Here is a 15,624-nt window from a genome sequence, read left to right as displayed (position 1 = left end):
GACGTAAGATAGCGGTAGCCGGGGATCGAACGTTTCTGCCCGTGGGAGGTGGATCCCGAGAGCTATACAGTTCATCCCCCCTACTTGTTAAACCATGATTAGGCTGGTTGGGACCATGATCCCGAATCACAAGCGAACATGTGGACGACAAGAAGGTTAGGGGTTGCCGGTGAAAAGTATAATGGGAGTGATGATGTGAACCCTGTCATTGGTTTGGATGTGTCCAAAGGGGAAAGTCACGCGCAAGCTTTTGCAGACAGAGGAACGCCCTATGGAAAGATTTTTCGTTTTAATCATGATCTTGATGGACTTGCGTCTTTTCTTCGTTATGCCCAAGATTTAGAATCTTTTACTGGGAAACGTGCGGCAGTCGTATTAGAGGCAACGGGTCATTATCATAGTCCAGTTGTTCAATTCTTGGATGAGCATCAGTTTGTGCATATCGTCATTAATCCCTTACTTTCACACCAAGCGAAAAAGGCTAATTTACGCAAGGTAAAAATGGATGCCGCTGATGCATACCAGTTGGGGGAAATGTTCTAGAAAGAAGAACTGGAGCCTTACAAAAAACGAGGTCAATATCTAATGAATTTGCGTTACCTGACAAGGCAACACGAGTCTCTAACCCATATGTGCGTTCAAGCAAAGTTACAATTCCAAGCGGTGTTAGATCAAGTGTTCCCGGAGTATCATGGCGTGTTTTTTCCCCTCGTTTCCTGGCTCTATATCCAACGTCTAGCGATATCCGAGAAAGACGTTATGACGCACATTCAGAATCTTGCGGGATATGTTAATCCCAACTGCTGGACGATAGAAAAGGCACAAAAGTTAATGGCTGCAGCAGAGCGTAATCCCTTTAAGGAGACAGCTTTCCCAAGTCATTTAATCTCTCTGGAACTACTTATTAATTTACTTCTTCAATACCAAGACCATCTATCGAAACTTGATCAGTTCATAGAGGATTTGGCTCAAGAATTATTGGAGTATGATTTGATCCAATCGATCCCCGGCATTCGCACTAAACTTGCGGCAACAATTTTAGCCGAAATCGGAGAAAATTGACAGCCTATTAGCTGGTATCGGTTCACTTCACATCTCATTGGCAAAGTATTGTACATGCTTTATCAACTGCCCACGACTAAAGGTTCTAAATCCTCCGTATTTTTTACAACAACATTTCCACCTGCTATATACTGATTTTGGAAAAGCAAATGATAGGTTTCGTTTCTGTTACGCAGGTTTTCATGGGTATCAAAAGCTACCATCACGCCATCTTTTAAAACCATCACCTTGTCGCAGTTCAAAATAGTAGATAAACGGTGAGCGATGGAAATCATGGTTTTCCCCGATGAAAGGCTCTTGAGTTCTGAAATTATGTCATTCTCATTTTCGTTGTCAAGAGCGCTTGTACTTTCGTCAAAAATGATGATGTCCCTGTCCTGTAAAAAAGCACGGGCAATAGATAAGCGCTGTTTCTGACCTCCTGAAAGTTTTACACCTTTTTCTCCTATTATCGTATCCAATTTATTCTGCAATGTTTCAATGAAGTCATAAATACTCGCTCTGTGGCAGCACTCTATCAATTCCGCATCGGTTGCATCGGCCTTTGCCAGCAATAGGTTTTCTCTGATCGTCATATTGAAAAGAACGGGTTCCTGCACAACTATACTAACTTTTTCTGACACACTTACGCTGTTCACAGTGTATATATCAATGCCCCCAATGCGTACAGTACCACCTTGGGGTTTAATCTGCCCTGTCAACAGTCTAGCGATGGTAGACTTGCCGCTGCCGCTTTTTCCGACGATTGCCAGATGTTCACCCTTACTCACGGAGAACGAAATACCGTCAAGAGCAAATGAATCGTTTCCCTCATATGTAAATTTCAAATTTTCAACATGAATATCTGTTCCGTCAATTTTTTTATAGGGTCTCTTAACTACTTCTAAATTCAGTATCTCGACAATTTTTTCGATATTCACCGAATCATTCTTGAAGTTTATTATGGAATTACTAATGTTTTCTATATTCCCAAAAAACTGCCCGTAAAAGCTGATAAAAACGAGCAGCACACCGACTTGCGAGTAACCATTAATTACGAATAATCCGCCAATAAAATAGATAAACAACTGGGTAATGAAGTTTTTCGTGAAGAACGAATAGCTAATCCCTAGATGCCAATAGAGCTGGCTACGAAACCAAATAGGCCTTATCTTCTTATAGTGTCCGTTTAATTCATCCAGTTGCGCGTCCTCAAGGTTGTTGATCTTGACATCTTTCCAGTTTTGAATATTCGAGTGTAAAAAGGTTTCATATTTGGTTTGCAGTTTCCATAGTTCCTCTTTGGCTTTCTTCGATTTTCCTCCCACAAAATTAACCGTTAAAAAAGATATCGGAACAAAAATAAAACTGAGAAGCGCGATCCGCCAGTCGTAACATAGCAAAATAACTGCCAGCGCAACAGCGTAAACGACGCCATAAATAAAATCTAATATATGGGTCGTAAAAAAATTCTCGGCAACAGTGGAATCGCTTTCAATCCGACTCTTAACGTCGCCAATGCTATATTTGCTATATACATCATGATCAAGGCTGGTATACTTTTTCAGCAATTTATTCTTTATTCTCAGGTCATATTTCAGTATTAACCGGTTTGAAAACCTCTTACTGACTGTGATCCCTATTGTCGCGAACAGGAAAACAGCCAGATAACCGATAATGACAGGCCAAAGCTCGTTCATATTTTTATCTACTAAAACTCGATTCACCAAAAACGAGTACAAGAACAAAGGGATAAGCCCGAATATTAAGTTCCACACCTTGAAAAAGCAAAGCGCAATCAACGGCTTGTTAATGCCATCTATATCCCGAGTTAATGCCTTAAAGGTTTCCAACCGGTTCATACGCTTCATCTCCTATGTACTGTTCGTGGAATAAATCTATATACGTTTCATTGCTTGTAATCAGTACGTCGTGAGTATCAAAACCTGCGACAACGCCGTCCGCTAAAACCGCGATTTTATCACAGTTTTTGATGGTGGAAAAACGGTGGGCGATTATAAGAAGCGTCCGATCTTTCGACATATCCCTCATCATGTTCCGAATAAGCGCTTCGTTCTGGCTGTCAAGGAATGATGTGGCTTCGTCGAAGATCAAAATCTTGGGATTCTTGACTAGTATCCTGGCGATAGCCAGACGCTGCTTCTGCCCGCCGGATAATTCTTGCCCGTCAGTTCCAAGCAGCGTGTCCAGTCCGTTAGGAAGTGTCAGGAAAACATCATAAAGAGCGGCTTTCTTAAGCGCTTCCATCAATGCGTCATCATGATCCTTATTGTTCGTAAATGAAAGATTGTAACGTAGGGTATGATCGTAAAGGATTGTCTCCTGATGGACAATACCCACTTGGCTCCGCAAGCTATGTAGGTTATATTCATTGACATTCATTCCATCGATCAGAAGCTCGCCGCCGTCAACGTTATATAAATTGTAGAGTAGGTTCGCCATCGATGTTTTACCTGCGCCGCTCTTTCCGACAATGCCAATTGTGCTTCCTGCATCAACACGGAGATTGAATCCGTTCAGAACATGCTTATCTTCGGTGTACCCAAATGTGACATTGTTAAATTCAATCGTACCCTCCTTTATATGTTTCGGAGGGTGGCTTTCTTTGTAATCTTCTTCATTTTCATTTAAAATATCCACTACACGTTGTAATGAGACGTTTTGCTTCCCGACATCAACAATTTTGCCGTTTATGACGCTAAAGTAGTTCACAGCCATATTGAAATAGCTTACTGCGGCTACAAAAACGCCGAGCTGCATTTGGCCTTTAACAATGAAATAGGCGCAGGTCATAAATATCACCAGTTGCGCGATAAGAGTGATGAACGAATTAACCCTTTCTGTCGTCACGTCGATTCTTCCGCTTTCCACGTTCATTTTATTGATGGATGTCGTTTTTCTTAAATAAAACCTCGTTACTTTTTTACATGCGTTAAGGATTTTTATCTCCTGCAAATTTTTCGCGATTTCAAACAAGTAAGATGATAGTTTGCCCTGTTCCTTTGAAATATCTTTGTTGACAATTTGCGATTTTTTCTTGAAATGTTTCGAGGTAAAGAACACGACGGGAACCAGAACGACTGTAAACGCTCCCAAAAGTATATTATAGTAAAACATGAAGCAGACAGCGAATATTATATGCAAAAAGTTGGAATATCCCCAAAGGCCGCTCGTGAATATGAGTTTCATAATATCCGTGGTGTCTTTGTTCATTCGGCTGATCATATCACCGCTGTACATCTCAGAGAGGTCTTTCCCTTTTTTATGTAATATCTTTTTAAAAAGAGCCCGCCGTATATCAAAGACAAAACCCGTCATCAACTGTGACTGAATGAGATTGTTTAACGTCGCAACGACAAACTGATTGAAAAAGAGTATGCCGGCATAGATAAAGCACAAATTCAAAAAGGCGGTCATGTCTTTATCATAAAAAGCGATATTGATAATTTTCGCGTTGAGGAACGGATAAATCAAATTGATCAACGTCATTAATGTAGTGACGATGAACCCACATAAAAATACCCACTTGTTCATCAACATAAATTTTGTGACCCATTGCCTTTTTGTCATAAACTCACCACTCTTAAACATCCTCCTTATTTCTTGGTTTCGAATGTTACCTATCGTAAAATATAATATCTTATTTTACAAACCTCAAAAACACCTGTTCGCTATTTTGCATAGATTTACACATCCTCATTACAATGCCTAAATTCAGGATTTTCAGAAAATAATAACTCTGTTTATCTCTACAAATCTTAGATTTCCTCATCTTTCCTCTTTTAGTAAATTGAGATAAAATGCCCATTAGCACAACGCAGTTGCCGATCTATGCCAGCAGCCTTCTCCTGATGTTTATTGAGCTAAAGTTTCCCGTTAGTCATAGCTAATGAGAATTATTACTTACTGGAAGACCATCGATGCCAGATCGTTACTTATCTTATCTACATTTGTAGTTGATAAGTTGTTCAAGATTATTATTGTAACTCCTTCATCAATGTACCGGTTTATCTCGTTTTTAAAACCAACGATACCACCACCATGATGAATTCTATTGCGATTATTATCGCTACTTATAAACCAACCGTAACCATAGCCAAAACCATGTGGAGTAAAAATTGCTTGAAGGCTTTTATTAGTTACTAGTTTCTCCGTATATAACGACTGGTCCCACTTAAATAAATCACCGGTTGTAGAATAAAGATTTCCACCTCCTGTCGGAAAGCTCATATCAACATAGTCCGCATTAACAATTTTATTATCATATTCATAACCTTGTGCCCTGTTAAATATTATTTCTTTGAAGTTATCACAACCAGAATTAGTCATACCTAATGGTTCAAAAATATGTCGATTTAAAAAGTCCTCGAAAGATAGCCCTGTTGTTTTTTCAATAATGAAGGCCAATAGAATGTAACCTGAATTACTATATTGGAATTTAGAACCTGGATCAAATTCAAGTTCGAAGTCCATTATTAAACTTACTGTAATTTCTATCGTCGTTGGATGCCTCATTATCTCTTTAATGTTCGGGAGTCGGGTAATATTCGGAATGCCCGACGAATGAGTCAACAATTCGTGTAAAGAAATCTGTGCACCTTTGGGAAATGAGGGTATAAACTTTGAGATATTGTCTTCCACCTTCAGTATCCCTTGTTCCTGAAGTATTGTGATTGCCATTGCTGTAAACTGTTTTGTTATCGAACCAATTCTGTACTTGGTCTCCGTTGTATTGGCTACTTGGTGCTCTCGATTCGCAAATCCATATCCACGGTTAATAATAATTTTTCCTTCCTTAGCGATCAATACACTTCCACTGTATTCATCGTTCATTTCCAAAAAAGAGAAGTAATTATGAACCTTAGATTCTAGAGACTGCAATGGATCATCTCCCATAAGTTAATAACTAAATCATATAGGAAATTATTGGTAAATCAAGCCTTATAGTTTTTTCATCATTGTGGTAAAATTGAATTAGGGAGTTCAATAGAGACCTCCCTTTTCTATTGGAACTGAAGTATTCTGCCCTATCGCTTTTTTATGCTCTTGGAATAAAATTATCGAGGATGAAAATTGTGGGTCTAAGAAAGTGGAAAACACACTCACCTAGGAAATAATCAAAAAAAGATCAATCCCACTAAGAGGAATGACCTTATTCACTGTTCTTAATGCATGCAGCTTCGCGTTTCCGCCAGATTCTCTCCCTTTAACTGCTCTTCTGGATCGACTCCAGATGCTCAACCAGTCTGTTCCAGGTATCTGTGATGCCCTGCAGCATGCCCATATCCAGCACCTGCTTCAAGCCTTCAGCGGTTGCATATTCGGCGGTGTTGATGACTTTGGTTCCGCCTTCGACCTCGATGAACGTCAGCGTGCAGATCGTGACCGGCATCGTTTCCGCAATATTGCCCTCCGAATCGGAGAAATAGTCCGTATACACAATTTTCTCCGGCACCTGGATCTCGCTGTATATCCCCTTTCCCCACGCTTCCATGCCGTAGAACTCGCCCTGATTCCTGTCCTCGCATTTCATGCAATAATGCCAAACACCACCGACACGGAAATCAACGTTACATACCGGAAGCGTCCAGCCTCTCGGACCCCACCAATGCTTTAGATGCTCCGCCTGAGAGAACGCCTGAAACACTAGCTCGCGAGGAGCATTGAATTCACGCTCCAGAATAAGCACCTTTTCCCCTACCTTGGATACCATTTGATTTGTCATTTTTAACTTCCTCCTCAATTTCATCACTTGATCAAAATAGTCCTGTCACAGCGTTCATACAACTCATCCATTATCCCAAGCTTAGTCCTGCTGCTCTTTCCGAATTTCCTTGCTCTGCAGCTTCTGCAAATAGTCATCCAGGCGGTCGAACCGCTCCTCCCAGATAAAGCGGTAGCTCTCCAACCAATCATCCAGCTCCTGGAAAGGTTCCGGCCGTAGCCTGTAGATCCGACGATTCGCGTCCACCTGGGCCTCCACAATCCCAGCCTCACTTAAAACACGCAAATGCTTGGATGCTTGAGGCTGGCGCAGTTGCAACCGTTCGGCGATCTCCCCTACTGTGAGCGGACGTTCGCGTAAAAGCTCAACAATCTGCATGCGGTTAGTTTCTGCCAAAGCACTCATGACGTTAGCATTCATGGTCATCATCCGTTCTCTTGCTGTAATTGTACGCGTCCTTCGTTAGTAATTGGAGTTTATACTTACCTGATGAAAACAATATACCATACAAAGAATATTCCTGTAAAGGAATATTAAAACCTTGTGAAGGGTATCATAGGGCTCAATAGACCCCTCCGTTCATCAACTTAAGAAAGAAGTTAACGGGTTCTTATCTATTTTACAATAAAATCCATATAAAAAGAGAGGCTGATCCCTCAAGATCTATTGACCTTTTGAGACAGCCCTTGTACTTTCTTATGTTGTTTGTTGCGGTGTATGTTCATAATTCCGTGCCGGTAGGAAGTTTCTAATGGTAAAAAGTTTATCAGGTCTACTTTTGTAAGAGTTGCCCGGTTTCGGGTTCCTGGACTGTTAATCATATGCCACGCTGTGTACTGTTCGGCATAAGGAACAACAGCGGACATGCCGTCAACTGGAATAATAACATCATATCCCCGGAAAGCAGCGCTAGTGGCTGTGTGAAGGACTGCGCCATTGGCGGCATAGCCAGTAATAAGAACAGTTTTAATCCCATGTTCTTGCAATATTTTTTCTAAATTGGTTCTGTAGAACTTATCAACGTTTGATTTCACAACAGGATCACTTGGTGATGGGGCTATCTGCAAGGCAATATCAGAGGGACTTCCCGCATGTGTAAGGCTATAGATCACAAGCATGCCCATTTCTCGGGCCTTATTCAATATCTTACTAATTTTAGAGATGGAGGCTGTACAACGAGGGTTTTTACATATTGTGGTCTCCATGTCTAAGATTAGTAGCGCACTGGTTTCCGGGTCAATCGTGACTGATTTTAGCTCAGGTGCGGGAGGGATGGGGACTGCATTCCATTCGTCGATAATTGTCAGTTCCTTTACTCTATACATTTCCATCTGATTCCTGTAATCCTGACTGTAATTTTCACACCATTTACCACATATAGGGCAATGATATATCATAACAATCCCCCTAAGATACTGCTATACAGTTATATATGTCACTTTCAACAAGATTGTTACATCCGAGGTTAATGCATATACACAGCACCATTGACACAACAAAGCCCTCAAACCTTATGGGAATGAAGGCATTAATTGGATTAAATAGGAAACTCCTTCACGCTTGCCGACAGCTATGGTAGGGTGTTCTTATATCGTCGTATACTTGGCAGGTAGCTCTGAACATTATGAATAGGCTCACTTGAAAATTATAAAACTCCTTATTATTTGCAAAGATATCCATACGAAGGGGTTTGAAACGATCAAGAATAAAATCACACAATACAAATCCGCAAATACTGAAATTTTTGACTATATCATAATGTTGTGGAGTTAGCGGAATGACCATCACGTTTATTAGCTGCTGCTTAGAACCACATCTGACTAAAACATCCCCCCTGACCTGGACAAACTTCGGTTAGGGGGAGCAGCTTAAGCATTCAGATCATATAATCCGGGGCTATGCTCATTAGGCAATTCCGGCAAGATACGGGAGAGGGAATCCTTCAGGCGATTGAACGACCTCCAAACTGCCTCCGTTTCTGCTCGGTGATTGTCCACTGTAGATCTCTCCGATCCGCGTGTTGTCCAAACGGAAATTAAATTGGGCATTGTGGAAGCCCTTCTCCGCATATTTGCGGCATTCGGGGTACTTGTTAATATCGTAATTCGGTACAGGGAACAGCTTGCCCCAATTAACACCGAGCGTTTCCAGCGCCTTCGCAAATGCGTTCTGATGAGCGTTATCGCGAACGATTAGGAACCCGAGTGTTTCACGGAACGTTTTGTTGGAACTCATCTCATATATCCGGGACTTCTGAAGTACACCGGTGGATTCCAGCACAAGATTATCGAGCAAATCGCTTATTAAGTTGCCATGATTGTATACATAGTTACCCATCCGCGGGCTACCCGCAGCATCCACTGGGAGTGAGCTCTGGGCGCCAATAATGAAGTGGTGTGGATTCGCATGCTTTACCGCTTCATCGAGCGGGGCGGTATCGGTTCCTGCGTTGCCAGCATGTTCTTCACCGGAACCTGTCAGTAGTTGATTGATCGTGCGTTGAACAAGTTCCACGTGTGCAAGCTCTTCAAGGAACACGCCGCGGATTAAATCACGAAACTGCGTTTCTTTTCAGCGAAAATTATTACTCTGAAAAAAGTATTACATCATGGTATGCATTTCGCCGTAATGTCCGCCAAGTATCTCCTGAATCACTCTCGCTGCCGCAGGGTCAGGCTTATCGGGAACTATTATGTTGATTAAGTCTTCTTTGTAGAAATACAAACACATAGCCTCCTGAGCACTTCTATATTTTTCCGCTTTATTTTGGTTCGTGGAGTGGGAATTCATACAAGTTGAGTAATCAATCGCTAGTCTAATACTTTATTCCCACTCAACCTCAGCTTAACAGAAACCGTTGAAAAAGATTACGGTAGGTCTTGACCTTTCCCTTACGGTAATCTTATAAGATGAAATCAGATCCAAGTAAAGGGGGTATCCACAATGTTAACTGTTGGACAACTGGCACGTATTTTTAACGTGTCCGCTAAAACGATACGGCACTATGACGCCGTTGGCTTATTTACGCCGGAAAGAGTAGATGACGATAACCTTTATCGTTACTACGCATCTGCGCAACTACCTGAACTGCGTCGAATTCTGTTACTTCGCTCAATGGGGCTCGGCATTGAGGTAATACGTCAGCTCAAATTGAACGGCACACTCAATGATGCTGAGAAAGTGAAGATTATACTCTTAGAGCATGCAGAGAGCATTCAGGATGAAATTACACGCCAACAGAAACACCTGGCTGCGGTTCAACATATGGTTGAGCATATTTCTAATACGGGAGGATTGATCATCGAACCAAAGATAGAAAAAAAGGACTCTTTTATTGTTGTAGGAATGGAATGGAATAGCAAAAGTAGTGACGGTGGCATTCCACAAATGTGGGACCGATTCATAAGGCGGGAGCACGAGGTTCAATGCATCAGTTTGCAACCCGAAGTTTCTTACGGTATTTGTAATCCAGATTTGAATGGAGATTTCACTTATATCGCTGGTTTTAGAACGGACGGGACATTCGTTCCGCAGGGGATGATCGCATTCACTCTACCATCACAACATTATGCCGTGTTCACACACTTCGGCAATCTAAACCGGATCGGGGAAACAATGGAACTTATCTACAGCAGGTGGTTGCCCATTCATGGTCTTGAGCCCATACAAGGAATCGACTTCGAAAGGTACGATGAACGATTTTTAGGCATTGACAATGAAAAAACACAAATCGATTTGTATATTCCCGTAAAAATATTATGACCATTAGCAAGGGCATTCTTCAACAAATGCTAACATTGTTAAACTCTATATAAGATGAACCAAAGAAACATACAGCCCAAGCGGAGAAAGCGGACCCTTCTGGAGAAACAAAGTGTTCGCTTTTGCAGCATCTACCTGCTGTCCGGATGTTTGGTTCATCTTATATAGTTTTACAGAAGCACTTTGTCCATTGGCCTCACGCTTCAATAACTACTTTATAAAAACTGGTTGGACCAGTATTAGTCGTAATGAAAAGGGAGTGATTGAATGACTATATACCATGGGAATGGCGCGTATTGCTATGCAAATTCCGCATCAATGCTGCTTTCAACAATCGGGGAGTATATTTCTCCTTCTTTAATTGAAGTTATTACTGGATTTGCGTTAGGTGCTTTCCTTGAGCGAAATAACATGATCTTTTTCGATACTTGTACAAGCAGTCCAGATCGAGGCGTTTGTCATGCGTTTGAGATTTTAGGGTTTAATGTCATAGAGAAAGTAAGTAAGGAATCGGAACAAATTCCAATAGAGGAGTTAAAAACAGACCTTTTAATTTCTCCAGTCATGTTGGGACCCTTGGATATGGGGCATCTGAATTACAATCCAAATTATCGTAATTTGGGTGGTTGTGACCATTATATATTAGCATTAGATATTAACGAGAAGGAAATACTGTTGCATGATCCAGCAGGATTTCCTTATGTCTGGCTCTCTCTAGAACAGTTAGAATTAGCGTGGAAAGCAGAGAAAATAACTTGGAGTAGTGGTTCTTACCGGTCTTGGGTATCGCCTCAACGAATATCGAATCCAACAAAAGATGAATTATATAATAATGCGGTTGAACTATTCAAAGTGAATTATGAGGAACAGAAGAAATATGCCTTTAAGGAAGATAAACCTGTGGGGAGAAATGCAATTCGGTTAAAGGCTGAACGCATCAGAAATGGAATTATTGACAATGGAGAAATCGGGCATTTAATACACTTTGCCTTTCCCGTAGGGGCGAGACGAGCACTTGATTTTTCAACCTTCTTTAATGGCAGACATACACAACTAACCACATTAAAAAATAACCAAGCTCAATTATTTGGTAAATGTCAATCTTTGGCTGTTGGTAAAAAATGGAACTATTTAGCCGAAACACTGGAGTTACTTGCAGATACTGAAGGAGAAATTGAAACCGCTATTTTATCTTTATAACGGGAATGACAGGGATTAAGCCAAATCATGAACTTAATGAGCAGTGAGCCTGTGTGTGATAAAAATGGAGCCAATCTATAGATTGGCTCCAAAGCTTCTATTGAATTTCCTCTTCTCGTCTAACTAGAAGAAGCACAGGTTCAACATCAACTATATGATTTGATTCAGTATACTGCAGTCCTTTAAGGTAAAGCGAAAGCTCGGTTCCTGCAGATGGCAAGCCCGCGGAGAATTTAAAAACGACGTACACATTCTGATATACCGATGCTTGTACCGTTCCACCTGCAAAACCATCGATAGTCAAACCATTATTGAGTGTTAACAATCCATTTAGATTCTGACCCAATTCATTGCTAAATTTCACAACAAGATAATCCGTACTTGGAACATCGCCTGTTACTATGAATTTTTGAGTAGCGTTTTCTCTAACAAATGGACCATACACGTTAGCAGATACGTTGGCGTCAGCTGAAGCACGCAATTCTTTTACAATCAGTTGGATTGGTGTAGTTACCCGCAGCTCAGCTGACTCTTGGGAATAACGGTTAGCAGCGTCATAAGCTTTAACGGTGTAGATATAGGAAGTTCCGGCAATCAGTCCCGTATCGGTATAAGATGCATCGATCGACCTTCCCACTTCACTTCCGTTGCGGTATACGGCATAACCGACGGTATTGTTTCCAGTATTAGCGTTCCATTTCAATTGAATGCCTGTTGCCTTAATGGAATCATACGTCAAGCCAGTCACTGTTGCAGGGATGTTCTCTGATGAGCCCACTGTCGAAATGGAATAACGTTTCTTGGTAATTCCGTTCGCTGCAGTAACTATGACCTTATCTGTATTTGTAACGTTGCCTTCCTTAATAGTCAAGCCATCGATTTCATATACATTAAATGTAACTCTGGAAGGAGCACTTAGCTTTGACTTAAAGTCAGCTACCGGAGTACCTTCCGGAACGTTGGAGATAAGGTTATTCGCATTGTTAACATTATATACACTTGAGCTAAGCGTGGCAGTATTCAGGCTTTCGTCGCCCCTTGCTTGTGCTTCGGTGTTAACTAGTTGTCCTATTTCTTGATAAGTTGTGCCATCTGGTGAAATTGTCATTTCAAAAGTAGCCCAGTATCTCTCGGATCCATTTCCTGCCGGCAAATTGTACGTGCGAACTGGCTCCGGGTTGCTTCCACGGAATACTTTTACAACCGCACCGGATTGACTAAGTGCGCTGTCGCCTGAAAAATTATGAACATAAAAGCGATAAGTGCCATATACATCTTGGCGAATTGTTGTTGTCTCAGGTCCATAAGAAGATACATCATCAAGATCCAGGTCATCAAAAAGGGTGTTATTATAGTAATAAGTCTTTCCACCATACCAAGTATGGAACTGGCCTACCCCATCTGGCTGCGGTCCTACCAAGTGAGAGTCCAAATCTCGTGGGCTGGCTCCCCATACTAATACAATACGGGTCTCGTTTTCTCCAGGAATACGAATAGCTGTTGCATTTTCATTCCTGTTATACGTATTATCAGCAGCAACTCCTACCAGATAAGTCGTAATGAAACCAGGCGCAGTAATTTCACCGGTATACGTACCCGATGGCAGGGTTACCTGGTAATGACCATTATTGTCGGTAACAACTGTTTTCAATATTGTGCCAATCGTGCTTCCGATGCCACGTCTGAATTGAATCGTAACTCCAGCAACCGGATTATTATTCACATCAATAATGTTACCTTCAAAACCTGTGATAACCACTTTAGCTGAGGTGGTTCGTTCAAATTTGCTTGTAGATGCCGCCGGTTCAACATTCACCATTAATTCCTTACCGTGATGTTGCCCTGCATCTAGGGGTGTGAACGCAAATGTGTTTTCGGCGCTGTTGAATATCAGCTGTTCTAACGTAAACGGTTGATTATTAAGCGTGGCGCTGACAACAAAATCCTCGGACGTTAAATTGGTTACCTCTTGGTTAAATCTCAGTTGCAGTGAACCATTCGTCAAGTTTCCAAAATATAGTCTCGGCGTTCCTGTTGGGGGTACAATCGTTGGCTCGAAACCAGTTGTATTCACGGCAACAATTTCCGATGGTACATTTTGCAATCCATAATTTGCATTTAAAATGATGCCAAAACCGGAAATAAGAGAAGGCATGGATTGAACATCCAAATAACCCACTGTCGAATTCCCTAAATCTAGTGCCGTTCCGAATGCTTCCTGTCTAAGTGTCAAGTTCTGCACGCTTCCGGATGGAATGGAAATAGCAATATTCGTTGCGATAACATCAACCGTTTCAAATACGCCTTCTAATCGCACTGTGGAATTGCTAGGCATACTGGAAGCAATGTTAATTCTGCCGAACACAGCGTTTCCTGTAGTTGGAGATTGCAAACTTACAGAAGATTGCAGAGTCACTTCCCCACTTACAACCGTGTTTCCTTGAGCCACCAAACGGACCGCACCGCTGCGCTTGTCCACGATGATGCTAACCATAATTGTGTCGTTCAAGTGGATACTGTTTAATCCCCCACCGCGAACAATGGTTGCTCCCTTGATTTCGACGTTTTGAAGAGTAACGTCTCCCTCGCCGACAGCAGCCCCGATAATCAGATCTCCCTCAATCGTTGTATTTTTCAGCGTAATCCCAGGGCCAGCAATAAGCAGATTCCCCTTAAATGTAGCTGTTTTGGGTTGGGCCCCATCTGGAATACCCGCAACGTTCTCGGTGCCATATGTACCTTCTTGCACCAGTTGGTAGTCCTCCACATATTCCTTTGCTTCCACTTTCGTCAATGTAGTTGCAGTACCTTCAAAGGTCTTGTCAGTAACTGCGCCATTGTAACTCAAATTGTACAACTGACCGGCTTTTTGAGCACTTGTCGTCAGTATGACCTCCGATGTTCCAATCTTAACCTCTTGTTTTGAAACGGTTAAATCACCATCTGCACTAAACGTACGGACAAAAACGGGATTAATGACCATTTTGTCCAAAGTCACTTGTACCGTGGTATTATCCAATGAGCGAACCGAACTAACTGCGAAATATTGGCTGGTGTCTTGCTTCTGCGATGAAGATGTTCCGGAACTACCTCCGTTGGAACCCGCATCCGTTTTAGGGGCAGCATCTTCCGTGTCAGGAGTTTGTTCGGACTGTTTGTCCACTGCTCCGGCAAGCTCCTTCGCCTTATCTAGGTACTTGGACTTTTCAGTTTTAAATTCGTAAGCCAGACGTGCCAACGCTTGACGCTCAGCGTTTTCCTTCGGGCTGAACCTCAGCGTTCCGTCATTCCCCTCGATGCCTTGGACAAAGCCCATTTGGAATGCCAACGAAACATGCGCTTTTGCCCAATCAGAAACGATCGACATATCCGTCAGCTTCGTAGTTGGAGCAAGTTTTTTGGCCGCTTCTTCCAAACCAAAAGCACGCACAAAAAAGACAACCAGCTCTTCGCGAGTCACTTTTGCGTTTGGCGAAAATGCCGTATCGGAAGTCCCTTGGGTAATGCCAGAATTCACTAATGCTCCAACATAACCACGGTACCAGCTTTTCGTATCAACATCTAGGAATGTCGATGCCTTTTCAGGACTCTCCTGTAAGCCCATTGACAATACGATGATTTTGGCAAGCTCGGCGCGAGTCATCGCACTTTGTGGCTGGAACGTATTATCCTCGTAGCCGGAAATGATGCCTGCATCAACCAATTCTTGAATCTCTTTCTGTGCATACGAACCTGCAATGTCCTTAAACTGTGCTGCTGCCGCTCCAAAAGCTAAAACGGGCATAAAAGCGTATAACAGTAATGCAAAGACTAGCATCGTACTGATCTTACTGCTTATTGATCTTTGTTGCATAAGTAGGTCTCCTTATCTCTAT

General features: G+C 41.9%; 11 protein-coding genes and 1 pseudogene. 4 read left to right on the top strand and 8 right to left on the bottom strand.

All coding sequences use genetic code 11. The features are described 5' to 3' along the window. The first annotated feature begins 195 nt into the window (after positions 1-195). Positions 196-543: an IS110 family transposase gene (locus BM210_RS36195; protein WP_371263440.1), complete on the top strand. Its 348-nt coding sequence runs from the start codon at positions 196-198 to the stop codon at positions 541-543. Between the two features lie 42 nt (positions 544-585). After that, on the top strand, positions 586-1,062 hold the full coding sequence (locus tag BM210_RS36190; protein ID WP_371263439.1) for a hypothetical protein: 477 nt from the start codon (positions 586-588) through the stop codon (positions 1,060-1,062). A 62-nt stretch (positions 1,063-1,124) separates the two neighbouring features. Here BM210_RS36190 and BM210_RS07835 read toward each other — a convergent pair whose 3' ends face one another. The 7 genes and pseudogenes from BM210_RS07835 to BM210_RS07805 all read right to left on the bottom strand — a co-directional run bounded on the left by BM210_RS07835 (position 1,125) and on the right by BM210_RS07805 (position 9,511). After that, positions 1,125-2,903, bottom strand: a complete 1,779-nt coding sequence (locus BM210_RS07835; protein ID WP_177237706.1) for an ABC transporter ATP-binding protein — start codon at positions 2,901-2,903, stop codon at positions 1,125-1,127. After that, the gene (locus BM210_RS07830; RefSeq protein ID WP_177237705.1) at positions 2,881-4,632 is read right to left on the bottom strand and encodes an ABC transporter ATP-binding protein; all 1,752 of its coding nucleotides are present in this window, start codon (positions 4,630-4,632) and stop codon (positions 2,881-2,883) included. Before BM210_RS07830 ends, BM210_RS07835 begins: the two co-directional genes overlap by 23 nt. A gap of 333 nt (positions 4,633-4,965) precedes the next feature. Next, the gene (locus BM210_RS07825) at positions 4,966-5,943 is read right to left on the bottom strand and encodes a serine hydrolase domain-containing protein (RefSeq protein WP_177237704.1); all 978 of its coding nucleotides are present in this window, start codon (positions 5,941-5,943) and stop codon (positions 4,966-4,968) included. Positions 5,944-6,268: 325 nt separating this feature from the next. Beyond that, positions 6,269-6,787, bottom strand: a complete 519-nt coding sequence (locus BM210_RS07820; protein ID WP_091166253.1) for an SRPBCC domain-containing protein — start codon at positions 6,785-6,787, stop codon at positions 6,269-6,271. A gap of 81 nt (positions 6,788-6,868) precedes the next feature. Then, positions 6,869-7,207, bottom strand: a complete 339-nt coding sequence (locus BM210_RS07815; RefSeq protein ID WP_091167638.1) for an ArsR/SmtB family transcription factor — start codon at positions 7,205-7,207, stop codon at positions 6,869-6,871. A 236-nt stretch (positions 7,208-7,443) separates the two neighbouring features. Then, entirely contained in the window at positions 7,444-8,184 is a 741-nt protein-coding gene (locus BM210_RS07810) for a cysteine hydrolase family protein (RefSeq protein WP_091166252.1), read from the bottom strand. A 471-nt stretch (positions 8,185-8,655) separates the two neighbouring features. Beyond that, a pseudogene (locus BM210_RS07805) lies at positions 8,656-9,511 on the bottom strand (manganese catalase family protein). A 219-nt stretch (positions 9,512-9,730) separates the two neighbouring features. Here BM210_RS07805 and BM210_RS07800 point away from each other — a divergent pair. Continuing rightward, positions 9,731-10,549, top strand: a complete 819-nt coding sequence (locus BM210_RS07800; RefSeq protein WP_091166250.1) for an effector binding domain-containing protein — start codon at positions 9,731-9,733, stop codon at positions 10,547-10,549. Between the two features lie 267 nt (positions 10,550-10,816). Continuing rightward, positions 10,817-11,749, top strand: a complete 933-nt coding sequence (locus BM210_RS07795) for a hypothetical protein (protein WP_091166249.1) — start codon at positions 10,817-10,819, stop codon at positions 11,747-11,749. Between the two features lie 97 nt (positions 11,750-11,846). Here BM210_RS07795 and BM210_RS07790 read toward each other — a convergent pair whose 3' ends face one another. Next, complete coding sequence (locus BM210_RS07790; protein WP_091166247.1) at positions 11,847-15,602, bottom strand: S-layer homology domain-containing protein; 3,756 nt, start codon at positions 15,600-15,602, stop codon at positions 11,847-11,849. Positions 15,603-15,624: the final 22 nt, after the last annotated feature.

It is taken from the genome of Paenibacillus sp. 1_12, from assembly GCF_900114475.1.
Taxonomy (GTDB): domain Bacteria; phylum Bacillota; class Bacilli; order Paenibacillales; family NBRC-103111; genus Paenibacillus_S.
The sequence above is the reverse complement of the archived record's forward strand: the minus strand, read 5'-3'. Positions and strand labels throughout refer to the sequence as shown.

Excerpts from the sequence above, each read along its gene's own strand:
- BM210_RS36190 (WP_371263439.1), top strand. The coding sequence starts at position 586 with ATGAATTTGCGTTACCTGACAAGGCAACACGAGTCTCTAACCCATATG.
- BM210_RS07835 (WP_177237706.1), bottom strand. The coding sequence starts at position 2,903 with ATGAACCGGTTGGAAACCTTTAAGGCATTAACTCGGGATATAGATGGC.
- BM210_RS07830 (WP_177237705.1), bottom strand. The coding sequence starts at position 4,632 with ATGACAAAAAGGCAATGGGTCACAAAATTTATGTTGATGAACAAGTGG.
- BM210_RS07820 (WP_091166253.1), bottom strand. The coding sequence starts at position 6,787 with ATGACAAATCAAATGGTATCCAAGGTAGGGGAAAAGGTGCTTATTCTG.
- BM210_RS07815 (WP_091167638.1), bottom strand. The coding sequence starts at position 7,207 with ATGAATGCTAACGTCATGAGTGCTTTGGCAGAAACTAACCGCATGCAG.
- BM210_RS07810 (WP_091166252.1), bottom strand. The coding sequence starts at position 8,184 with ATGATATATCATTGCCCTATATGTGGTAAATGGTGTGAAAATTACAGT.
- BM210_RS07800 (WP_091166250.1), top strand. The coding sequence starts at position 9,731 with ATGTTAACTGTTGGACAACTGGCACGTATTTTTAACGTGTCCGCTAAA.
- BM210_RS07795 (WP_091166249.1), top strand. The coding sequence starts at position 10,817 with ATGACTATATACCATGGGAATGGCGCGTATTGCTATGCAAATTCCGCA.
- BM210_RS07790 (WP_091166247.1), bottom strand. The coding sequence starts at position 15,602 with ATGCAACAAAGATCAATAAGCAGTAAGATCAGTACGATGCTAGTCTTT.